This is a genomic window from Streptococcus pseudopneumoniae, from assembly GCF_001073085.1.
GTDB lineage: Bacteria > Bacillota > Bacilli > Lactobacillales > Streptococcaceae > Streptococcus > Streptococcus pseudopneumoniae_M.
The window spans coordinates 82,272-103,657 of record NZ_JVFV01000013.1 but is presented as its reverse complement, the minus strand read 5'-3'; the positions used below and the strand labels follow the sequence as shown (position 1 = coordinate 103,657).

General features: G+C 42.1%; 18 protein-coding genes. 5 read left to right on the top strand and 13 right to left on the bottom strand.

The window, feature by feature from the left end; all coding sequences use genetic code 11:
• Positions 1 to 40: 40 nt before the first annotated feature.
• The 7 genes from ADH90_RS02880 to ADH90_RS02850 form a co-directional block, all read right to left on the bottom strand.
• Positions 41 to 2,692: a valine--tRNA ligase gene (locus ADH90_RS02880; RefSeq protein WP_049529878.1), complete on the bottom strand. Its 2,652-nt coding sequence runs from the start codon at positions 2,690 to 2,692 to the stop codon at positions 41 to 43.
• A 123-nt stretch (positions 2,693 to 2,815) separates the two neighbouring features.
• Complete coding sequence (locus tag ADH90_RS02875) at positions 2,816 to 3,817, bottom strand: virulence RhuM family protein (RefSeq protein ID WP_049529903.1); 1,002 nt, start codon at positions 3,815 to 3,817, stop codon at positions 2,816 to 2,818.
• A 31-nt stretch (positions 3,818 to 3,848) separates the two neighbouring features.
• Entirely contained in the window at positions 3,849 to 5,090 is a 1,242-nt protein-coding gene (locus ADH90_RS02870; RefSeq protein WP_049529877.1) for a hypothetical protein, read from the bottom strand.
• Between the two features lie 138 nt (positions 5,091 to 5,228).
• A complete protein-coding gene (locus ADH90_RS02865) occupies positions 5,229 to 6,113 on the bottom strand; it encodes a hypothetical protein (protein ID WP_049529876.1) in 885 nt (294 codons plus the stop codon).
• Between the two features lie 60 nt (positions 6,114 to 6,173).
• Entirely contained in the window at positions 6,174 to 6,740 is a 567-nt protein-coding gene (locus tag ADH90_RS02860) for a GNAT family N-acetyltransferase (protein ID WP_049529875.1), read from the bottom strand.
• Positions 6,727 to 7,305 (bottom strand): flavin reductase family protein, encoded by a 579-nt coding sequence (locus ADH90_RS02855; protein WP_049529874.1) that lies wholly within the window; start codon positions 7,303 to 7,305, stop codon positions 6,727 to 6,729. The genes ADH90_RS02860 and ADH90_RS02855 overlap by 14 nt, the downstream gene beginning before the upstream one ends.
• A gap of 370 nt (positions 7,306 to 7,675) precedes the next feature.
• A complete protein-coding gene (locus ADH90_RS02850; protein WP_045762766.1) occupies positions 7,676 to 8,071 on the bottom strand; it encodes a helix-hairpin-helix domain-containing protein in 396 nt (131 codons plus the stop codon).
• 215 nt (positions 8,072 to 8,286) lie between these two features.
• On the opposite strand from ADH90_RS02850, the gene ADH90_RS02845 reads away from it, so the two are divergent.
• The 5 genes from ADH90_RS02845 (at position 8,287) to ADH90_RS02825 (ending at position 14,594) form a co-directional block, all read left to right on the top strand.
• On the top strand, positions 8,287 to 9,039 hold the full coding sequence (locus tag ADH90_RS02845; RefSeq protein ID WP_049529873.1) for an isoprenyl transferase: 753 nt from the start codon (positions 8,287 to 8,289) through the stop codon (positions 9,037 to 9,039).
• Between the two features lie 8 nt (positions 9,040 to 9,047).
• Positions 9,048 to 9,851 carry a phosphatidate cytidylyltransferase gene (locus tag ADH90_RS02840; protein ID WP_049529872.1) on the top strand — a complete coding sequence of 268 codons (804 nt, stop codon included), beginning with the start codon at positions 9,048 to 9,050 and terminating at the stop codon, positions 9,849 to 9,851.
• Between the two features lie 21 nt (positions 9,852 to 9,872).
• Complete coding sequence (gene rseP, locus ADH90_RS02835) at positions 9,873 to 11,129, top strand: RIP metalloprotease RseP (protein WP_049529871.1); 1,257 nt, start codon at positions 9,873 to 9,875, stop codon at positions 11,127 to 11,129.
• Positions 11,130 to 11,146: 17 nt separating this feature from the next.
• On the top strand, positions 11,147 to 13,000 hold the full coding sequence (locus ADH90_RS02830; protein ID WP_049529870.1) for a proline--tRNA ligase: 1,854 nt from the start codon (positions 11,147 to 11,149) through the stop codon (positions 12,998 to 13,000).
• A gap of 214 nt (positions 13,001 to 13,214) precedes the next feature.
• Positions 13,215 to 14,594, top strand: a complete 1,380-nt coding sequence (locus ADH90_RS02825) for a glycoside hydrolase family 1 protein (protein ID WP_049529869.1) — start codon at positions 13,215 to 13,217, stop codon at positions 14,592 to 14,594.
• Between the two features lie 76 nt (positions 14,595 to 14,670).
• Here the strand turns inward: ADH90_RS02825 and ADH90_RS02820 are convergent, their stop codons facing one another.
• From ADH90_RS02820 to pbp1b, 6 genes are all read right to left on the bottom strand, one after another.
• Positions 14,671 to 15,345 carry a rhomboid family intramembrane serine protease gene (locus ADH90_RS02820; protein ID WP_049529868.1) on the bottom strand — a complete coding sequence of 225 codons (675 nt, stop codon included), beginning with the start codon at positions 15,343 to 15,345 and terminating at the stop codon, positions 14,671 to 14,673.
• Complete coding sequence (locus ADH90_RS02815; protein WP_049529867.1) at positions 15,329 to 15,868, bottom strand: 5-formyltetrahydrofolate cyclo-ligase; 540 nt, start codon at positions 15,866 to 15,868, stop codon at positions 15,329 to 15,331. The genes ADH90_RS02820 and ADH90_RS02815 overlap by 17 nt, the downstream gene beginning before the upstream one ends.
• Positions 15,869 to 15,871: 3 nt before the next feature.
• On the bottom strand, positions 15,872 to 17,002 hold the full coding sequence (locus tag ADH90_RS02810) for an N-acetyldiaminopimelate deacetylase (protein ID WP_049529866.1): 1,131 nt from the start codon (positions 17,000 to 17,002) through the stop codon (positions 15,872 to 15,874).
• A 61-nt stretch (positions 17,003 to 17,063) separates the two neighbouring features.
• The gene (gene dapD / locus ADH90_RS02805) at positions 17,064 to 17,762 is read right to left on the bottom strand and encodes a 2,3,4,5-tetrahydropyridine-2,6-dicarboxylate N-acetyltransferase (RefSeq protein WP_000127452.1); all 699 of its coding nucleotides are present in this window, start codon (positions 17,760 to 17,762) and stop codon (positions 17,064 to 17,066) included.
• Positions 17,763 to 17,825: 63 nt separating this feature from the next.
• Positions 17,826 to 18,758, bottom strand: coding sequence for a DMT family transporter (locus ADH90_RS02800; RefSeq protein ID WP_049529902.1), 933 nt, complete (start codon positions 18,756 to 18,758; stop codon positions 17,826 to 17,828).
• A 100-nt stretch (positions 18,759 to 18,858) separates the two neighbouring features.
• On the bottom strand, positions 18,859 to 21,357 hold the full coding sequence (gene pbp1b, locus ADH90_RS02795; RefSeq protein WP_080982610.1) for a penicillin-binding protein PBP1B: 2,499 nt from the start codon (positions 21,355 to 21,357) through the stop codon (positions 18,859 to 18,861).
• Positions 21,358 to 21,386 lie beyond the last annotated feature (29 nt).

The window sequence follows — 21,386 nt, the reverse complement described above, 5'->3', positions numbered from 1 at the left end:
CCGTGGTGTGAGTGGGGTTAGTCTTAGTCGCTACTCGATTTTATTTCACCAACTTCTTCATCTCATCAATACGTGCTATGGTCGCATCGTATTTAGCTTGGTAGTCGGCTTGTTTGTCGCGTTCTTTTTGGACGACTTCTGGTTTGGCATTGGCTACGAAGCGTTCGTTAGAGAGTTTCTTACCGACCATATCCAGTTCTTTTTGCCATTTAGCTAGTTCCTTGTCGAGACGAGCGAGTTCTTCTTCGACATTGAGGAGGTCTGCGAGAGGCAAGTAGATTTCTGCTCCTGTGATGACGCTTGACATAGCGAGTTCAGGCGCAGGGATGTTTGATGCGATTTCCAGGTGTTCTGGATTTGTGAAGCGTTTGATGTAGTTGACATTGCTGTTAAAGAAGGCTTCCAAGTTGCTGTCGCTAGTCTTAACAAGAATCGTGATAGGCTTGCTTGGTGCTACGTTCACTTCCGCACGCGCATTACGAACAGCACGGATCAAGTCTTTGAGGCTTTCCACACCAGTGTGAGCAGCGAGGTCTTCAAAGGCTGGGTTGACAGTTGGGTATTCTGCTGTAACGATAGAGCCTTCTGAGATTTGTCCAAAGATTTCCTCTGTAACGAACGGCATGATAGGGTGAAGGAGACGAAGGATCTTATCCAAAGTGTAAAGGAGAACAGAACGTGTGATGACTTTCTCTTCTTCGTTATCGCTATAAAGGACTTCCTTGGTCAACTCAACGTACCAGTCCGCAAACTCGTCCCAGATGAAGTTATAGAGAATGTGCCCAGCTACACCAAACTCAAACTTGTCAAAGTTAGCAGTAGCTTTTCCGATGGTTTCATTGAGGTTGTGGAGAATCCAGCGGTCTGTAACATTTCCAGCTTCCTTGTTGGCAACTTTTTCGACATTGGCAGTTGCCTGCTCAAGGGTCAAGCCTTCATTGTTCATGAGGATGTAGCGAGAGATGTTCCAAATCTTGTTAATGAAGTTCCATGAAGCATCCATTTTCTCGTAAGAGAAGCGCACGTCTTGCCCTGGTGCAGAACCGTTTGAAAGGAACCAACGAAGGGCATCGGCACCGTATTTCTCGATAACATCCATTGGGTCAATCCCGTTTCCGAGTGATTTAGACATCTTGCGTCCTTGCTCGTCACGGATAAGACCGTGGATAAGGACGTTTTGGAATGGCTGACGGCCAGTGAATTCCAATGATTGGAAGATCATACGAGACACCCAGAAGAAGATGATGTCGTAACCTGTAACCAAGGTTGAAGTTGGGAAGTAACGTTTGAAGTCTTCTGAGTCCACGTCAGGCCAGCCCATAGTAGAGAATGGCCAAAGGGCAGAACTGAACCAAGTATCCAAGACGTCTTCGTCCTGAGTCCATCCGTCACCTTCAGGAGCTTCTTCAGCGACGTACATTTCACCCTCAGCATTGTACCAAGCAGGGATTTGGTGACCCCACCAGAGCTGACGAGAGATTACCCAGTCATGGACATTTTCCATCCATTGGAGGAAGGTATCGTTGAAACGAGGTGGGTAGAATTCTACCTTATCATCTGTGTCTTGATTGGCAATAGCATTTTTCGCCAATTGATCCATCTTGACGAACCATTGAGTAGACAAGCGTGGCTCAACCACAACACCTGTACGCTCTGAGTGACCAACACTGTGGACACGTTTTTCGATTTTAACAAGGGCACCGATTTCTTCTAACTTAGCAACGACTGCCTTACGAGCTTCAAAACGGTCCATGCCTGCAAATTCGAAGGCCAAGTCGTTCATGGTTCCGTTGTCGTTCATGACGTTGACTTGTGGCAAGTTGTGGCGTTGACCAACCAAGAAGTCGTTTGGATCGTGGGCAGGCGTGATTTTCACGACACCAGTACCAAACTCAGGATCAGCGTGTTCATCTCCAACGATTGGGATGAGTTTATTAGCGATTGGAAGGACGACGTTTTTACCGATCAAGTCCTTGTAGCGTAGGTCTTCTGGATTGACCGCAACCGCAACATCCCCAAACATGGTCTCAGGACGAGTTGTCGCAACTTCAAGGGCGCGTGAACCATCTTCCAGCATGTAGTTCATGTGGTAGAAGGCACCTTCGACGTCCTTGTGGATAACTTCGATATCAGAAAGGGCTGTGCGAGCAGCGGGGTCCCAGTTGATGATAAACTCACCACGGTAGATCCAACCTTTCTTGTAAAGGTCCACAAAGACCTTGCGGACAGCTTTTGACAAACCTTCATCAAGAGTGAAACGCTCACGAGAGTAGTCTACAGAGAGCCCCATCTTGCCCCATTGTTCCTTGATGGTAGTGGCATATTCGTCTTTCCATTCCCAGACTTTCTCGAGGAATTTCTCACGACCAAGGTCATAGCGGGAAATGCCCTCACCACGCAAGCGCTCCTCAACCTTAGCCTGAGTCGCAATCCCCGCGTGATCCATCCCTGGAAGCCAAAGCGTATCAAAGCCTTGCATGCGTTTTTGACGGATGATGATATCTTGAAGAGTCGTATCCCAAGCGTGACCAAGGTGGAGTTTACCTGTAACGTTTGGTGGTGGAATCACGATTGAATAAGGCTTAGCCTTTTTATCGCCTGAAGGCTTGAAAACATCTTCGTCAAGCCATTTTTGGTAACGACCAGCCTCAACCTCAGCTGGATTGTATTTAGGTGAAAGTTCTTTAGACATGTGTGTGTCCTTTCTAGTTAATATCTTTAAATAAAATTAGTATGTGGGAGATAAACTTTGATTCAACTCATCTTGTTTTTCTCATTATCTTCTATAAGCAAAGAAACGGTGAAAAATTTTGCATTAACTTTCTCTCATTATCTTCATAATATGTTTATCAAAATCTGACATGATTTTTTGAATTCGGTTAAATTTTTCATACTCTTGGATGGCTTTTGAGTCTGCTTGTCTCTTGGAAATACTTCCTTTTCCTTCTAAGATTTCATATTCATTAAAAGATAGAAAGCGATCAATACTATCTGCCAATCCTCGCATTGTAAAAGTATTACGGCGCTCAACCAAACCCTCGATATAATCAAAGTAGGCTGTAACAGTTCGCTCTAGTTGTCGAATTTCTTTTTCTTGCAAATAATTTTTGGCTACAGTTACATCTGATTTGAGCACTCGTCCATCAGGTGCATTCTTCCAAGTAGTTAATCCCATTTTTTCTTTACTAGCATCGGCTTGCTGATAGATAATTTCTGCAGCAGTACTTCCAGTAATTGCATAATGAAATTTATTTTGCACCATAGCATAGAAATTTTTAGTAATATCTGAGTTTCGATCATAATCTATGGCACATTCGGCAAAGATATCCGTAATTTGCTGATAGATTCGGCGTTCGCTAGAACGAATAGAGCGAATTCGTTCTAAAAGTTCACGGAAATAATCTTGTCCGAAAACTGTCTGTCCTTGTTTCAAGCGTTCATCATCCAAAATAAAACCTTTGATGATAAATTCTTTCAAGGTATTGGTTGCCCAAATTCTAAATTGAGTAGCCTTGCTGGAATTTACGCGATAGCCAACTGAAATGATAGTATCTAGATTGTAATACTCAAGTTCACGCCGGACAGTTCTATTTCCCTCTTGTTGAACCTGTGCAAATTTTGCACAAGTTGATACCTTAGCCAACTCACCACTATCATAAATGTTTTTCAAGTGCTTTGTAATGACACTTCGTTCAACTCCAAAGAGCTCCGCAAGACCTTTTTGAGTTAACCAAAGATTTTCATCTTGTAAAAGGATATCTAGCTGAACGTCGCCATTGGGTGTAGTATACAGGATGAAATTAGAAATTTCATTCAAGACAATTCCACCTCCTCCCTTCAATAAACAATTACTTCTCGTTCTTAAACTGTATACCGTTTTCTTTCAGTTTTTGAACGGTAGCGGGACCAATTCCCTTCAAGGCGAGAACTTCTTTTTCGGTCCATTTTTTGAAATCTGTAGACCTACGAATCCCATTTTCAACAAAGATGTGAACAAGATCCATCCGGATTCCCTTCATTTTTTCCTCGCTCATAAAGGAGTACCAGTCGTTTACCTTGGATAAATTTCTTATCATACTGGAATGCTTCGAAAATACTGGTTTACGATGGAACTTCTTAGCTTCGTTTGTTAGAAATTTTGTTAAAATAATATTTTCTAGTAAATAATCAAACAAAGGATACAAACTAGCTTGTAGCGATTCAACTGAATTTGGACAATAGCATTCTTGGTCTTCGATATCTATAACTTTGGATTGCCAATCTTCCTCTATAAAGAATTCAACAGCTTCATCATTGATTTCCACTAATTTTGCAAATAGCTGACTTGCTTCCTCAATTTTTCCTTGAGAAAAAGCAGAGATGATGGCATGAATAAGAATGGTATCATCCCATTTGCCCTTATTTAATTCTTCATGATAGAAACGTTCAACCTTTAGCTCCTGACCAGTAATATGATACAAGGAAAGCATACAGAAGACAAAATTAGGAGGAAACCGTTCTGGTCGCTTACTCAAATATAGATTAATCAATTCTAAAGCCTTATAATTAAGGTTCTCCGTCATATAATATTCAATCAGGAACATCAGAGCAGACAGGATAGGGCGTGCTTCAAAATAATTCCAACTATTGTATCCGTTCATTTTCCATTTTTCTAAAACTAGAATTTCAAAATCCAATACTTTTTTAAAGGTTGGCAAATCAAAATCTTCAACTTCTGATAAGAATAGGTGGAAATCAGCAGCAAAATAATTTGGATTGATTTTTAAAACTTGCTTTAACAGTTTATTTCTCTTCTGTGTATTCGGAGTATGCATAGCTTCTCTAAATAAAGCATGATCTTCATGCCAGTCAAAAATTCCATTTTTCAGTTGGTAATTGATTAGCTGAACATCTGGATACTCTCCGTGTTCATCAGCATATTGCATCACTGCTGTATGTAGTTCATCGAAGTTTTGAATGGTCCGACGTTCTACAAAAGTTGGATTTTTGGCCATGATTTCTGTCCAAGCAGCCTCTTCTTCAGAAATAACTTTGATATCCAACTTTTGCTGTCGTTTTAATTCTTTTTTTCTATTTTTCTTTTTAGGCATCTATTCTCCTCTAACTCATTCTTCAATAGGTCCTATCTCGACTGCCTTAGAGATACAAGCATTAATGGGGAAAACCACTTTCTCAGCGATTCGTTGACTTTGAAGGTTGTGCCTCAAGCTTAATTAAGGTAGAGTTTTCTAGTTACGTTTGGTGGTAGAAATTGTGATTGAAAAAGTTTTAGACTTTTGAACTCCTTGAGGTTGTTTAGATATGTGTTTGTCGTTTTCCTCTTTTTCCTTTAAAGCGTCTATATATTCTTTTTCTTCATTATTGGCTTTCAAAATAATATTTCGCTCCGTACCTATTAATGGTATATATATCAATAAAGCGGAGATGATCATATCCAATGTGGTTGTGTTAGTAGGAATTATCCAAAATAACATAGCATACATACTAGCATACATTGACATAATTAATAACACAAGATATAGGACATCAAGTACAGTCCATTTTTTAATTTTTTTAGTAAATTCTTCGAAGTAGAATGTATGTATTATCATAATGATTGATGATGAGCACAATAAAACCTTCCACCAAAATTCGTCAAATTTAAAAAGGATTAATAAAGAATTAGATATGGATCCGATAACAAGAATAAAGTATATAAAACTATTAAAAATATCAAATTTTATTTCCCGCTTGGATCTCTCCCAGTCATATTTCCAGAGTAGTTGCACATAATCGGATAACTTTTCTATTTGACTAGTATTGGTTATATCAATTGTATTAATCAAACTCCAGATATGACCTTCATATAAATAAAAATTATCTCCATTCTTAACTGTCAAACTCTTTCCGTATGGATTAATTCGTGACTTTAAACGTTGTATAGCTTCTGCACGCTTACCTACTTTACCCAAGTCATCTAAAATAATTTGAATATCCTTTCTCCACTCTGAACGTTCTTTAGTTATAAAATCTAGTTTATTCTTTTTGCTATTATTTATAAAAACTAAAAATGCACTTAAAACAGCTCCTAGACCTGCTCCACTGAGCAGAATAATAATCTGATCTGTATTCATTTTTCACCTCTCTTTGAATTACTAATATTATCTCCAAACTGTTCGAAATTTTTGAACAATTCATCTAACAGTTTCCTCCCACTCATTCTTCAGTAAGCCGTATCTCAAATCATCACAGCGATTGCCTTGGGCATCTTTGCGGTCTCGGATGCGAGCTTCGAGGGTGAAGCCCAGTTTCTCAGCGACACGTTGACTTTGAAGGTTGTAACCAAAGCAAGATAGTTCAATCTTGTGTAGGTTTAGTTCTTTAAAAGCTAAATCAATCAAGGCACGCGCTGCTTCTGGTACATAACCGCGACCCCAATAATCCGGGTGCAAGGTATAGCCAATCTCCAGCACATCGTCTTCGTAGCGACGGGGGAAATCGACAGAACCAATGATTGTATCGGTTCCTTTAACGATAATTCCGTAGCCTGCTGGGAGATTTTCTTTTTCGTTGCGCTCGGGAAGGATATGTTCTAGGTAATAAATCTCATCTTCCAAGCTCTTGACGGGTGGGAAGCCTGCTGGGTAAGAGACTTCTGGACGACTAGCATAGTCAAAGATATCCTCGGCATCCGCCACGGTACGGACTCGTAAGACCAGACGCTCCGTTTCGATTTGTTCTGGCAGTTCAGCTCTTGTCATTCTTCTTCCTCGCTTTCTTGATGAAGCTTCCCATGGGATCGACTCGGTCATCCAGATAACGGTAAACGCGTTGATGACCGTCCCCCATAAAGTAAGTTGGGGCAAAGCAGTCATTTTTAAAATGCTCTTTATCGTCCAAGAGCTCTGGATCAGCCAGTCGCTCGAGAATCTTGGCAAAGATATGGCAGATGCCATCTTCCTCGATAATCCGATCCACCTGACAGTCCAATACGACTGGACATGCCTCTAAAATCGGGGCCTGAGTCCGTACAGAAATTTCGTAGTCAAGCCCTAGGTGTTTTAACTTTTCCCGATGGCTGATAAAACCAGCCTGCTCCATTTCGAGCATGAAGTTTTCATCAGGGATGTTTACGGTAAACTGTTGATAATGCTTAATCTGGTCAGCCGCATTTTCCTCAGCGCCAACACCGATGACTAGCCAATCTCCCAGGCTATAAGAGGAACTGCAGGTCGTGATATTGTGCCCAAAGTTCTTGTCCTGATATCCCAAGATGAAGATAGGAAAACCATAGTAGAGCTTGCTGGTGTTAAAAGATTGTTTCATGACAACCTCCTTTGGCTAGGGGTCTAAAATAAAAATCGCCCCTGCCATCAATCTGACAGGGACGAATGTGTTAATCCGCGGTACCACCCAATTTCGGGCAGATGCCCGCAACTTTAATCTTCTTGTTTCTCTTTTATGACGTCGTTAGCTCGTCTTGCCGTACTTGAGTACAGCCTGCAACTCGCTGTCTAGTCCTAAAAGGAAACAAAAAGATTTATATTTCAATTTTTAATTTCATCCATTAGCAACCAGTTTTGACACATTTGTGGACTTCTCAGCACCGCCACTTTCTGTAAAATGTGGGACTCAAAACACCTCTAATGGCTTTATTTTAACAAGTTTTTGACGGAAAAGCAAGGAACAAGAAAGATTACTTGAACTTGATGCCGTTTTCTTTTAATTTCTTGATCGTAGCTGGACCGATTCCTTTCAAGGCAAGGAGCTCTTTTTCTGTCCAGTTTTTGAAGTCAGCAGCAGACTTGATACCTTCATCGTAGAAAGTTTTAGCGCGGTCAACTGAAAGTCCCCCTAGGTTAGCTGCGAAATCTTCTACAGAAGTAGCAACTTTTTGAGCTTGCTCTTTGGTTGCTTCTACAGTTTTTTCAACCTTTTTAGAGACAGCTTTACCTGCATCGCTTGCTGCTTTTTCAGCATGTTTTACAACTTTTTTTGTTTCTTCGACAACCTTGTTTACAGTGCTTGAAAATGCACCTGAGCGACGTAGGCTGTTTCTCAATTGTTTTTTACGTTGGAGTGTCTTTGACATGATAAAATCCTTTCAATAAAAAATCCCTGTGGCTGAACAAGGATCGAATCTCTATGATTTTATTGTATCAACTTTCTTTAGGAATTGCAAGGCTTGATATACTGGAAATATAGGAGATATATGGGAAATTTCGCCGTAGAATGATAGACGATAATAGAAGAAAAGTGAAAAATATGGTATAATGAAACGATAGATTTTTGAATAGGAATACAATCATGTTTGGATTTTTAAAAAAAGATAAAGCAACAGAAACCCCCACAATGGTGCCAGCACATATCGGAGTTATCATGGATGGGAATGGCCGTTGGGCTAAAAAACGGATGCAACCACGTGTCTTTGGGCATAAGGCTGGGATGGATGCTTTGAGAACGGTAGCCATTGCTGCTAGTGATATGGGAGTCAAAGCCTTGACGGTCTATGCCTTCTCGACTGAAAACTGGACCCGTCCAGATCAGGAAGTCAAATTTATCATGAACTTACCTGTTGAATTTTATGATAAGTTTGTTCCCGAATTGCATCAGAAGAACATGAAGATTCAAATGATTGGGGAGACTGATCGTTTGCCGAAGCAGACTTTTGATGCCTTGAAAAAGGCAGAAGAACTGACTAAGTTAAATACAGGATTGATTCTCAATTTTGCCCTTAATTATGGTGGACGAGCTGAGATTACACAAGCGGTCAAGTTGATTGCACAGGATGTTTTAGATGCTAAGATCAATCTTGGTGATATCACCGAGGAGTTGATTGGGGAATATCTCTTTACGGGACATTTGCCAAAAGTCTTGCGTGATCCTGACTTGATTATTCGGACCAGCGGTGAACTTCGTTTGAGTAATTTCTTGCCATGGCAGGCTGCTTATAGCGAGCTCTATTTCACGGATGTCTTGTGGCCTGACTTTGATGAGGAAGCCTTGAAAGAAGCTATCATCGAGTACAATCGTCGCAACCGTCGTTTTGGAGGAGTTTAGGAGATATTATGATACAGGATTTACAAAAGAGAACCCTTTTTGCTATCTTGGCCTTGGCTATCTTTATCCCAATCTTGGCGATTGGTGGCTTATGGCTCCAGATTGCCATGGGGATTGTGGCGATGTTGGGAGTACATGAGTTACTGCGCATGAAGGGTTTAAATACCATGACGCCTGAAGGGCTCTTGACTTTACTAGCAACCTTTGCTCTGACCGTACCTTTGGAAAACTACTGGAAGTTTTTACCTGTAGATGGGAATGTTGTAGCTTATAGTGTCGTGATACTGATTTTACTAGGGGCAACAGTCTTCAGCAAGAACTATACTATTGAGGATGCTGTTTTTCCGATTGCCATGAGTTTTTATGTTGGCTTTGGCTTTAATGCTTTGGTCGATGCTCGTATTGCAGGTTTGGATAAGGCGCTTTTGGGACTGTGTATGGTCTGGGCAACCGATAGTGGAGCCTATCTAGTAGGAATGAAGTTTGGTAAGAGAAAGCTAGCTCCGAGAGTTTCCCCTAACAAAACCATAGAGGGTGCTATGGGGGGTATCGTGGCTGCTATGCTAGTGACTTTGATTTTTATGCTAGTTGATAGTACTGTTGCTTTACCTTATGGGATTTACAAAATGATGGTCTTTGCTATTTTCTTTAGTATAGCTGGTCAGTTGGGAGATTTGATTGAAAGTGCAATGAAACGTCACTTTGGCGTCAAAGACTCAGGCAAGTTTATCCCAGGTCATGGTGGGGTATTGGATCGTTTTGATTGCATGCTGGCTGTCTTCCCTATTATGCACCTCTTTGGCTTATTTTAAGGAAAGGTAAATAGAAATTAAATGATAGGATTACTAACATTTATCCTGGTCTTTGGGATTATCGTAGTGGTTCACGAATTCGGACATTTTTACTTTGCTAAGAAATCTGGAATTTTGGTTCGTGAGTTTGCCATCGGTATGGGCCCCAAAATCTTTGCCCACATCGGAAAAGATGGAACTGCTTATACCATTCGTCTCCTGCCACTTGGTGGTTACGTTCGGATGGCAGGTTGGGGTGAAGATACGACAGAAATTAAGACTGGAACTCCTGCAAGCCTAACATTGGCAGCGGATGGTAAGGTCAAACGTATCAATCTCTCTGGTAAAAAGGTTGACCAGACAGCTCTGCCTATGCAGGTCACTCAGTTTGATTTTGAGGATAAACTCTTTATTAGAGGCTTGGTCTTAGAAGAGGAAAAGACTTTCTCAGTAGACCATGATGCGACCATTGTGGAAGCTGATGGAACGGAAGTTCGTATCGCTCCCTTAGACGTCCAATATCAGAATGCGACTGTCTGGGGTAAATTGATTACCAACTTTGCTGGTCCTATGAATAATTTTATCCTAGGAGTCGTCGTTTTCTGGATTTTGATTTTCATGCAAGGCGGTGTTCGTGATACGCAAACGAATAACTTCAGTATTATTCCAGATAGCGCTTTGGCTAAGGTTGGTGTTGAAAATATGGCCCAAATCACTAAAGTCGGCAGTTATGAGATTTCAAACTGGTCAGATTTGATTCAGGCGGTCGATGCAGAAACCAAGGACAAAACAGCGCCCGTTTTGGATGTGACGGTTTCTGAAAATGGCACTGAAAAACAAGTCAGTGTGACACCTGAAGAAAGCCAAGGTCGTTATATATTGGGTGTTCAGCCAAGGCTCAAATCAGATATCTGGTCTATGTTTATGGGCGGATTTACAACTGCGGCTGATTCAGCTTTACGCATCCTGAATGCTTTGAAAAGCTTGATCTTCCAACCTGATTTGAATAAATTAGGTGGTCCCGTTGCTATCTTTAAGGCAAGCAGTGACGCCGCTAAAAATGGTCTTGAGAATGTCTTGTTCTTCTTGGCTATGATTTCCATCAATATCGGTATCTTCAACTTGATTCCGATACCGGCGCTGGATGGTGGAAAAATCGTGCTCAATATCCTAGAAGCTATCCGTCGCAAACCACTAAAACAAGAAATTGAAACCTATGTCACTCTGGTCGGAGTTGTCATTATGGTCGTTTTGATGATCGCCGTAACTTGGAATGACATCATGCGAACCTTCTTTTAAGAATTAGAGGAGTCATTATGAAACAAAGTAAAATGCTTATTCCAACGCTTCGCGAAATGCCAAGCGATGCTCAAGTTATCAGCCACGCCCTTATGTTGCGTGCTGGTTATGTTCGCCAAGTATCAGCAGGAGTTTACTCTTACCTACCGCTTGCTAACCGTGTTATCGAAAAAGCTAAGAAGATCATGCGTCAAGAGTTTGACAAGATGGGTGCTGTTGAGATGTTGGCTCCAGCCCTTCTCAGTGCTGACCTTTGGCGTGAATCTGGTCGTTATGAAACCTACGGGGAAGACTTGTACAAATTGAAAAACCGTGAGAAGTCAGACTTCATCTTGGGGCCAACTCACGAAGAAACTTTTACAGCTATTGTCCGTGATTCTGTCAAGTCTTACAAACAATTACCTTTGAACTTGTATCAAATCCAGCCTAAGTATCGTGATGAAAAACGTCCACGTAATGGACTTCTTCGTACGCGTGAATTCATCATGAAAGATGGTTATAGCTTCCATGCTAACTACGATAGTTTGGATGTTACTTATGATGAGTACAAGGCAGCCTATGAGCGTATCTTCACTCGTAGTGGTTTGGACTTTAAAGCCATCATCGGTGACGGTGGAGCCATGGGTGGTAAGGATAGCCAAGAGTTTATGGCCATCACACCTGCTCGTACAGACCTTGACCGTTGGGTGGTATTAGACAAGTCTGTCGCATCATTTGACGAGATTCCTGATCAAGTGCAAGAAGAAATCAAGGCTGAATTGCTCAAATGGATGGTTTCTGGTGAAGATACCATTGCCTACTCAAGTGAATCAAGCTATGCAGCCAACTTGGAAATGGCAACCAACGAGTACAAACCAAGCAATCGTGTTGTGACTGAAGATGAAGTGGCTCGCGTGGAAACACCAGGTGTCAAATCAATTGATGAAGTGGCTGCCTTCTTGAATGTCTCTGAAGAGCAAACAATCAAGACCTTGGTTTATATCGCAGATGAGGAGCCAGTTGTGGCCCTACTCGTTGGCAATGACCAGCTCAATGAAGTCAAATTGAAAAACTACCTTGGAGCAGATTTCTTGGAACCTGCAACTGAGGCAGAAGTGAAAGAATCGTTGGGAGCGGACTTTGGTTCCCTTGGCCCAGTCAATCTTCCAGAAAATGTTAAGATTATCGCTGACCGCAAGGTACAAGATAGCCGCAATGCTGTTGTCGGTGCCAATGAAGATGGTTACCATTTAACTGGTGTGAATCCAGGTCGTGACTTCACTGCTGAGTATGTGGATATTCGTGAAGTCCGTGAGGGTGAGATTTCTCCAGACGGACAAGGTGTTCTCAACTTTGCGCGTGGTATCGAGATTGGGCACATCTTTAAATTGGGTACTCGTTACTCAGCAAGTATGGGTGCAGATGTCTTGGATGAAAATGGCCGTGCTGTGCCGATCATCATGGGTTGCTACGGTATCGGTGTCAGCCGTCTCCTTTCAGCAGTTATGGAGCAACACGCTCGTCTCTTTGTTAACAAAACGCCTAAAGGTGAATACCGTTACGCTTGGGGAATCAACTTCCCTAAAGAATTGGCGCCATTTGATGTGCACTTGATTCCGGTTAATGTCAAGGATGAAGCAAGTCTTGCATTGACAAATCGTATCGAAGAAGCCTTGGTCAACAAAGGTTACGAAGTCTTGACGGATGACCGTAACGAACGTGTCGGTGTTAAATTCAGCGATAGCGACTTGATTGGTCTTCCAATCCGTATCACTGTTGGGAAGAAAGCAGCTGATGGTATCGTAGAAGTCAAGATTAAGGCGACAGGGGATACAATCGAAGTTCATGCAGATAACTTGCTTGAAACCCTTGAAATCTTAACCAACAAATAAAATCTATAATCAGAAGAAAAACAAGACAAAAATGTAACTAGTTTTTGCCTTGTTTTTTCTGTATAATGAGAGAAAGTAAGACTCAATGAAAATCAAAGAGCAAACTAGGAAACTAGCCGCAGGCTGTACTTGAGTACGGCAAGGCGACGTTGACGCGGTTTGAATTTGATTTTCGAAGAGTATAAACATTAAAAGCGTAAAAAGAGGTAGTACTATGCTAAAATTTCCAAAGGATTTTGTCTGGGGTTCCTCAACTTCTGGGCCGCAGACAGAAGGACGAGTGCCTGGTGATGGCAAGGGAGATAATCTCTGGGATTATTGGTATCAAGTAGAACCAAATCGTTACTACAATGGTATTGGACCAGACAAAACGTCGACCTTCTATGAAAACTGGGAAAAGGATATCGAACTTTTGTTAGAAACTGGCCACACAGCCTTTCGAACTTCTATCCAGTGGTCTCGTATTTTCCCACAGGGCCGTGGGGAAGTCAACCCTCAAGGTGTGGCTTTCTACCGCCAGGTATTTGAAGCCATCAAGGCCAAGGGTATTCGCCTCTTAGTCAATCTCTATCACTTTGACCTGCCTTTCGCCCTTCAAGAAGATGGCGATGGCTGGGAAAATAAGGCAACTATTAAGGCCTATGAAGACTATGCTCGTTTCTGTTTTGAAACCTATGGCGACCTTGTGGACCAATGGATTACCTTCAATGAACCTATCGTTCCTGTAGAGTTTGGCTATTTCTATGATGCCCATTATCCTCACAAGGTGGATGCCAAAGCGGCAGTTAGGGTTGCCTATCATACCCAGCTAGCCAGCACTCTTGCAGTTAAGGCTTGTCATGAAATCTTACCAGACTCTAAGATTGGGATTGTCCTCAACTTGACCCCAGCCTATCCACGTAGCCAGCACCCTGCCGACGTGAAGGCTGCTCGTATTGCTGACCTTTTCCAGGCACAATCTTTCCTAGATCCGTCTGTTTTAGGAGCTTATCCAGAAGAGTTAGTGGAAATTTTGTCTGAGCATGACTTGTTACCAGAATACACAGCCGAAGAGTTGAAACTCATTCGTGAGAACACCGTTGACTTCCTAGGAGTCAACTATTATCAGCCTTTGCGTGTCATGGCGCCGCGTTTTGCTAAGCATCCTGACAGCCCACTCTTGCCTGAGCATTTCTATGAACCTTACGTCATGCCAGGTCGTAAGATCAATCCACACCGCGGTTGGGAAATCTACGAGCAAGGGATTTATGACATTGCCCAAAACATCAAGGAAAACTACGGTAATATTGAGTGGATGCTGACAGAGAATGGAATGGGCGTTGAAGGTGAAGATAAATTCCGTGAAAATGGCATGATTCAGGATGATTATCGTATCGACTTTGTCAAAGGTCATCTTCGTGAGCTTCATCGTGCTATTGAAGACGGCGCCAACTGTAAAGGTTACTTGATTTGGACCTTTATCGATTGTTGGTCATGGCTCAATAGCTATAAAAACCGCTATGGTTTGGTTGAACTTGACTTGGAAACACAAGAACGTCGCCTGAAAAAATCAGGCCACTGGTTCAAAGAACTCAGCGACAATAATGGATTTTAAGCTACTTTTCAAATAGATTCAAATAAACCATTGGAAATAAAGCTCTCTGAGAGAGCTTCCAATGGTTTTTCTTGTTTTATAATAGTCCGACAAGAAGCATCAAGGCTGACAAAGCAATAAAGACTAGGGTTGCTAGGCCACGTTGGCCTGGACTGTAAATCTTTCGTTCTCCTCGAACTGGGAAGACGATAGCTAGTAATGCGCCACCGACAGCTCCACCTACGTGTCCAGCAAGGCTGATTCCTGGCATTAAAACGCTACCTACTAGGTTGATGACCAAGAGGGAAAGGTAGGATTGACCTAGCTGTTGGAGATAGGGATTGCGTGAAGCATACCGAAGAACGACAATAGAAGCGAACATCCCATAGAGGGCAGTTGAAGCACCAGCAGTAATGGCATTGGGACTAAAAACGAGGACAAAAAGATTTCCCATCATACCTGATAGAAGGTAGATAAAGAAAAACTGTTTGGAGCCAAAGATCTGCTCCATCTGACGTCCCAAAAAGTAGAGGGACAGCATATTGACTAAAAAGTGCTCCAAGCCAATGTGAACAAAGGTTGCTGAGAATATGCGCCAGATTTGTTCAGGCATGGCCTTGATTGCTGGGGGATACACAGCTCCGAATTTATACAAGGTAGCTGCGCTTGTGTAGTTGAAACCACTAGTTAAAAACATGAGTATAAAAACCAGGGTTGTTACAAGGAGAAAGAAGCTCGTAACAGGGTAACGACGATCAAAAATCTCTTTCATAGATAAGTACCTCCTCAACGGGAATATCGTGTGGATCAGGATGGAAATCCTGAATCTGACAAGGATAGAGTGTACTAATGGTGTGGCCAGTAAAATGCTCCAAGTAGCGATCGTAATAGCCACCACCGTAGCCAATTCGATAACCAGAAGTATTGAAAGCCAAACCAGGAACATGAATCAGGTCAATCTGAGAGGGTTCAAGTATAATAGCCTCTCCCTGTGGTTCAAGAAGTCCAAAAGAATTTCTTTCGAGTTTCTCTGGTTCATATAGAACAAAGTCCATTTTCCCATGAGGATAAGTTTTTGGAATGAGAATAGTCTTTCCATCTTTTTGAGCCTGTTCGATGAATGTAAGAGTCTGAAATTCATGGGGAAAAGATAGATAAGTAGCGATTGTTTGTGCTTCATTGTAAAAAGGATGTTGAAGGAGTTGCTCAGTCAACCAAGCGTCCATGACTTCCTTTTCTTCTTTGGATATAGATTTGAGTTCTTGCAAGACCTGCTTGCGTATGGCTTTTTTCATAGTCTACTCCGCAGCTTTCTTGGCTAAAAAGCTTGATACAGCCTCAACTCCAATTGCCAGAGCTTCTTCCTTAGGACTCATCTTTGGATGGTGAAGAGCATAGGGACTGTCAATGCCCAGCCAGAACATGACACCAGGAACCTTGGAAAGCAGATAACCAAAGTCTTCCCCTGTCATAGCAGGTTCAATATCAATAAGTTCAATCCCCTCTTTTTCATCAAAGAAGGTCATCAATTCCCGAGCTAATTCAGGATTGTTTTCGACTGGTAAATATCCTCCCTGTTTGAGTTCAACTTCCACTTCCATATCAAAAGCAGCTGCGACCCCTTCAGCGATAGCTTTGACACGTTTTTGAACCAAGAGGCTCATGCTGTGTGTGAGAGCTCGAATGGTTCCATGTAAGAAGGCTGTATCAGCGATGACATTATTGGTTGTACCAGCTTGAAAAACACCGAAAGTGACGACAGCTCCCTCGATAGGGTCGACATTACGGCTGACAACTGACTGGACTTGGGTCACAAAATAGCTAGCTGCAACCAGAGCATCGTTGGCTTCATGTGGAAAGGCAGCGTGACCACCTTTACCCTTGAAGCGAATCTTGACTTCGCAAGTTCCAGCAAAGAGTGTATGGGTATTGGTCGCAATCTGTCCAACTTTTAAGTCGGGGCGAACATGAAGTCCATAGAATTGGTCAGGCAACCAGTCGCCAAAAGCATCATCTTCATACATGAGCATACCGCCTGCCTCATTTTCTTCCGCAGGTTGAAAGAGAAAGAGGAGGTTGTTTTTTGGTTGTTTTTCTAAAGCACGTTCGAGACTTCCAAGTGCAATAGTCATGTGAAAATCATGCCCACAAGCATGCATGCGGTCTGGATGTTGAGAGGCAAAAGGAAGGCCTGTTTGTTCAACGATTGGGAGGCCATCAATGTCTGTCCGCCAACCAATGGTACGTTCTGGCTGACTTCCCTGCAAGTAAACTAAAATACCTGTTCGCCAAGTACGAATCTGAACAAAATCCTTACTAGCTGTTAATTTCTCAATAACATTGAGTAAATAAGCGTGAGTCTTGAATTCTTCTAAACCAATCTCCGGAATTTGGTGAAGATCGCGTCGAGTTTGAATTAAATCTAACATATCTAATTTCCTTCTATTAATACGATAAAGAGGCTGGAAATATTTCCGCCTCTGTTACTCATTACAAGGTGCGAAGCGCATCCTCTAGCGCTGTTTTTTGTTGGGTTTGGCTATCGATTTCTTTGATAACACGAGCTGGGACACCAGCTACCACAACATTTTCTGGAACATCTTGAGTGACGATGGCTCCTGCTGCAACAACAGAACCGCTACCGATTTGAACACCTTCGATAACTACAGCGTTAGCACCGATGAGAACATTGTCACCGACACGGACAGGTTCAGCACTAGCTGGCTCGATAACGCCTGCAAGAACAGCACCTGCACCAACGTGGCTATTTTTACCGACAATAGCGCGTCCGCCCAGAATAGCTCCCATATCAATCATAGTGCCAGCACCGATTTCAGCACCGATGTTGATAACAGCTCCCATCATGATAACAGCATTGTCACCAATCTCAACCTGGTCACGGATGATAGCACCTGGCTCGATACGAGCATTGATATCACGTTTATCAAGGAGAGGTACAGCTGAGTTACGAGCATCTTGTTCAACAACATAGTCCTTGTTTTCTGTTAGTCCATCAAGAAGTGGAGCGATATCTTTCCAGTCTCCAAAGAGAACATTTCCGAGCTTTATAACAGAAGCAGGGATAGCTCCAGCAAGTTGCCCCTCAAAGGTCACTTTTACACTTGTCTTTTTCTCAGCATTTGCGATAAATTGGATAATTTCTTGTGCATTCATTTTTGTAGCAGTCATAGGTGTCTCCTCACTCTTTGTAATGCTTACTATTCTACCAAAAAAGGCTTCAATTTTGAAGCCTTAAGTGTTAAAAGAGGATTCTTTCAGTTTGTTTTTTGATTCTTCAATGGATAGAAAGATCATTGGAATGATAATCAAAATCATAGCCAGTAGCAGATACCCATCCAAGACTAAACCTAGAAAGAGAACGCTTAGAATAGCAGATGATAAAGGTTCGCTTGCACTGACGACCGACACCACCAATGGGGAAACGAGAGAGACAGCCTTCATCGATAGGAAAAAGGCAAAAGCCGTTCCCAAAAAGGCAATGGTCAAACAAATACAGATACTGATGGCATCAACCTGGAAGCTAATCTTATAAACGGGGTAGAGAAAATTACTAAAAAGTCCAGCGATAATCATTCCCCAGCCAACAGTTGGCACAAAACCGTATTTTTTAGCAAAGCGTTGGGGTAAGATGACATTGAACATGACGCCTAGGGCACTGAGAAGTCCAGTCAGTAAAGCAAGAGGAGTGATGGATAGCTTAGACAAATCGCCTTTGGTAGCCATCAAAAAGACTCCAAGCATAGCAGTCAGAACATAGAAGATCGCTTTTTTAGAAGCTTTTTTCTTGTAGATAATACGGTTGTAGATAAGAATGAAGACAGGACTGATAAATTGGAGGATGGTTGCAGTTGTAGCGTTGGAGTACTCCACACAGAGATAAAAGAAAAATTGTACGGAGAAGATCCCTAAGATAGCATAGGCAAGGAAAGGAAGGTAGTTGTTTCGATTTTTCCAGATTTCGAAGAGCTGGGACCGGAGTTTTATACTAGATAAGACGATTACGAAACTACCAGCGACGAGTAGACGCATAGAAGTAATCCACCCTGAAGATACTTGATAATGTGAAAAAAAGTACTCTCCTAAAATTCCGCAGATCCCCCAGATCAAGCCAGATAGGAGAGAATAAATGGTTCCCTTAAAAATATTCTTTTGATAGTTATTCATGTTGCTATTGTACCATGAAAGGAAGAAAGAAAAAAGAGAGTGAAGAAAAATCATTTCTTTCAGAAATTTTTTTCCCACTCTTAATGATTGTGCTGTTTAGTTAGCGCCTCTGATTGCTACTTCTGTTATTGGAACTAGAGCTACTATTATTGTTCCCGTTACTATTAGAAGTATTATTACGATTGTTATTGTTTGATGAGGAAGAAGATGCTTTAGGCAGACTTCCTAAAATGGTGTTCCAAGCATTTTGGTAGTCAGAATCGCTTCCACCAATAGCAAATTTGTAGCTAGTAGTTGGAGCACCAGCTTGGTTTGCCCAGTAGCTAGTCACCGTTTCTCCGCTCAGATTAATTTCTTTTCCATTAATAGTCACCTTTCCTGGCTTTTGACCAGTTGATTTGAGGACTTGTGATGAAGTGACACTTGAATCGAGTTTGAAACGTTCTGAACCCCAAGCAGAAGGGGATGCTTGTTGAATGGCATTTACCAGATGAGCCATATATTTTGCATTGCGGTAGTAAGCTCCCTGGGCTAGAGAACTGTTATCGTCATGTCCAACCCAGCCTCCCAGAGTTAATCTTGGAGTAGAGACCATTAGCCACATATCTCCTTCTTCATTGCTTGTACCAGTTTTTCCGATCCAGTCAGCACCTGCTAAACTGGAATTGATGGAAGTCAGATCCGTTTGGAAGCTTGTAGTAACTCGAGATGAAAGCACATCTCTTAGCAAACTCTGCATAATGGTTGCAGTAGCTTTAGAGTAAACTTGGATGGGTTTAGCCTGATGTTCATAGAGAACCTCACCGCTCGTTTTCTCAATTTTTGAGATCATGTATTTCTTATGATAGGTACCATTGTTAGCTAGCGTTTGGTAGCCATTGGTATGTTGGGCTACAGTAACTTCAATTCCTCCTCCCATTGGAAGACTTTCAATGCCATATTCTGGGATTTCATAGCCCATTTTTTCCATGTAAGAACGGACGTCAACCCCTTTTTCACGGAGCATTCGGTAGGTCCAGTAGGCTGGGATGTTCCAAGAATAGTTGAGAGCTTCTTTAAGGTCTATCATGGCTGTTCCAGGACTGTTGACATGCATGATCGGAGTTCCGTTAGAGAAGTTTGTTGGATAGTTAGAGAGGATACTAGCACTTCCCATGAGCCCTTGGTCAATAGCGATACCATAGGCCAAGAGTGGTTTGGTAGTAGAAGCAGGGGAACGCTTGGTATCAAAGGCATGATTGTTTTGGTTGGTCTGATAATCTCGTCCACCTACAAACCCTAAAATCGCCCCAGTTTGATTGTCCATCAAGACATTCCCAACTTCAGGTTGACCCGAGCTATCATTTAGAAGGTATCCGTAGTTTGTTACGGCATTTTGCATAGCAGTATGAATCGTTTTATCGATGGTAGTTGTAATACGGTAACCACCGTTTTGGATTTCTTTTTCGGCCAATTCTTGATAAGATTTTCGGATCGATTCGTTCTGTAGTTCTTGGTCAGAAACATTGTCCTTTTGCACCAGATAATCATACATAATCTTGGTAGCCTCATCGAGCGCAGTGAAGTAGAGGAAGCCTTTAGAGGTAACGCTAGCATTTTCTGCTGGCAAGAAGTCTTGCTTAATGTCATAAGCCTTGTAGGTTTCATAGTCTTCCTGGCTGAGGACTCCTGTTCGATACATATTGTAGAGAACATCTTTTGAGCGCTTAATACCGAGTTCAATATCTTCATCGCTCTTCATCTCACCAGTAGACTCGTAAGGTGAGTAGGAAATAGGGCTTTGTGGTAAACCTGCTAGGAAAGCCGCTTGAGGGATGGTTAGTTTGCTTGCATCCACTCCAAAAATCCCTTTGGCAGCCTGTTGAGCCCCTGCGATATTTTGTCCCTTGTTATTACGCCCAAAAGGTGCAACGTTGAGATAGGTGGTTAGGATTTCGTCCTTGCTCATAGCTCTTTCTAAGGCCAAGGCATCAACGATTTCACTGGCTTTACGGGCAAGCGTAGGAGCATCACCAACTACTTGTTGTTTGATGAGCTGTTGTGTTAGGGTAGATCCCCCACTGGAAGAACCAAGTCCGATGAATTTTCCTAGACTGGCACGAATGACAGCTTTAGGAACGACACCGTTGTGCTCTGCAAAGTGTTCATCCTCGGTTGCAACGATAGCTTGCTTGAGGTTATCTGAAATGGCATCTGATGATACAGATGTGCGAAGTAGATCGCTTTCGATAGCGCTAATCATGGAACCATCTGCATAGCGGATTTCAGAGATGGATGAAATATTATTGACCTGCTTGATCAAATCTTCTGTTTGAGGGACACTAACCTGATCAAAGAGAGAAACAGCATACCCCAAGGCAACCCCTGTTCCAAGGAGACCGCCAATAAAAGCTAGGAAGAAAAGTGTGTTAAAAGTTGCCTTTATTCCAAGTAAAATTTTTGCAAATAAAGTCCAGATATCGAATGGTGTTTGCGTTTGCTTTTTCTTCTTGGAGTTTTTCCCACTCTTTTTCTTTGTATTCATTTTAGAAATCGTTAATTGTAGAGACCCAAGTAAGGCCAGTCCTTTTTGTTTGATTCTTGTTACATGTTTGTTCATAGAATTCCTCACTCTTTATTATTATACCA

Excerpts from the sequence above, each read along its gene's own strand:
- ADH90_RS02870 (WP_049529877.1), bottom strand. The coding sequence starts at position 5,090 with ATGCCTAAAAAGAAAAATAGAAAAAAAGAATTAAAACGACAGCAAAAG.
- ADH90_RS02825 (WP_049529869.1), top strand. The coding sequence starts at position 13,215 with ATGCTAAAATTTCCAAAGGATTTTGTCTGGGGTTCCTCAACTTCTGGG.
- ADH90_RS02860 (WP_049529875.1), bottom strand. The coding sequence starts at position 6,740 with ATGACAAGAGCTGAACTGCCAGAACAAATCGAAACGGAGCGTCTGGTC.
- ADH90_RS02810 (WP_049529866.1), bottom strand. The coding sequence starts at position 17,002 with ATGTTAGATTTAATTCAAACTCGACGCGATCTTCACCAAATTCCGGAG.
- ADH90_RS02820 (WP_049529868.1), bottom strand. The coding sequence starts at position 15,345 with ATGAAAGAGATTTTTGATCGTCGTTACCCTGTTACGAGCTTCTTTCTC.
- rseP (WP_049529871.1), top strand. The coding sequence starts at position 9,873 with ATGATAGGATTACTAACATTTATCCTGGTCTTTGGGATTATCGTAGTG.
- pbp1b (WP_080982610.1), bottom strand. The coding sequence starts at position 21,357 with ATGAACAAACATGTAACAAGAATCAAACAAAAAGGACTGGCCTTACTT.
- ADH90_RS02850 (WP_045762766.1), bottom strand. The coding sequence starts at position 8,071 with ATGTCAAAGACACTCCAACGTAAAAAACAATTGAGAAACAGCCTACGT.
- ADH90_RS02845 (WP_049529873.1), top strand. The coding sequence starts at position 8,287 with ATGTTTGGATTTTTAAAAAAAGATAAAGCAACAGAAACCCCCACAATG.
- ADH90_RS02855 (WP_049529874.1), bottom strand. The coding sequence starts at position 7,305 with ATGAAACAATCTTTTAACACCAGCAAGCTCTACTATGGTTTTCCTATC.
- ADH90_RS02880 (WP_049529878.1), bottom strand. The coding sequence starts at position 2,692 with ATGTCTAAAGAACTTTCACCTAAATACAATCCAGCTGAGGTTGAGGCT.
- ADH90_RS02830 (WP_049529870.1), top strand. The coding sequence starts at position 11,147 with ATGAAACAAAGTAAAATGCTTATTCCAACGCTTCGCGAAATGCCAAGC.
- ADH90_RS02865 (WP_049529876.1), bottom strand. The coding sequence starts at position 6,113 with ATGAATACAGATCAGATTATTATTCTGCTCAGTGGAGCAGGTCTAGGA.
- ADH90_RS02840 (WP_049529872.1), top strand. The coding sequence starts at position 9,048 with ATGATACAGGATTTACAAAAGAGAACCCTTTTTGCTATCTTGGCCTTG.
- ADH90_RS02815 (WP_049529867.1), bottom strand. The coding sequence starts at position 15,868 with ATGAAAAAAGCCATACGCAAGCAGGTCTTGCAAGAACTCAAATCTATA.
- ADH90_RS02800 (WP_049529902.1), bottom strand. The coding sequence starts at position 18,758 with ATGAATAACTATCAAAAGAATATTTTTAAGGGAACCATTTATTCTCTC.
- dapD (WP_000127452.1), bottom strand. The coding sequence starts at position 17,762 with ATGACTGCTACAAAAATGAATGCACAAGAAATTATCCAATTTATCGCA.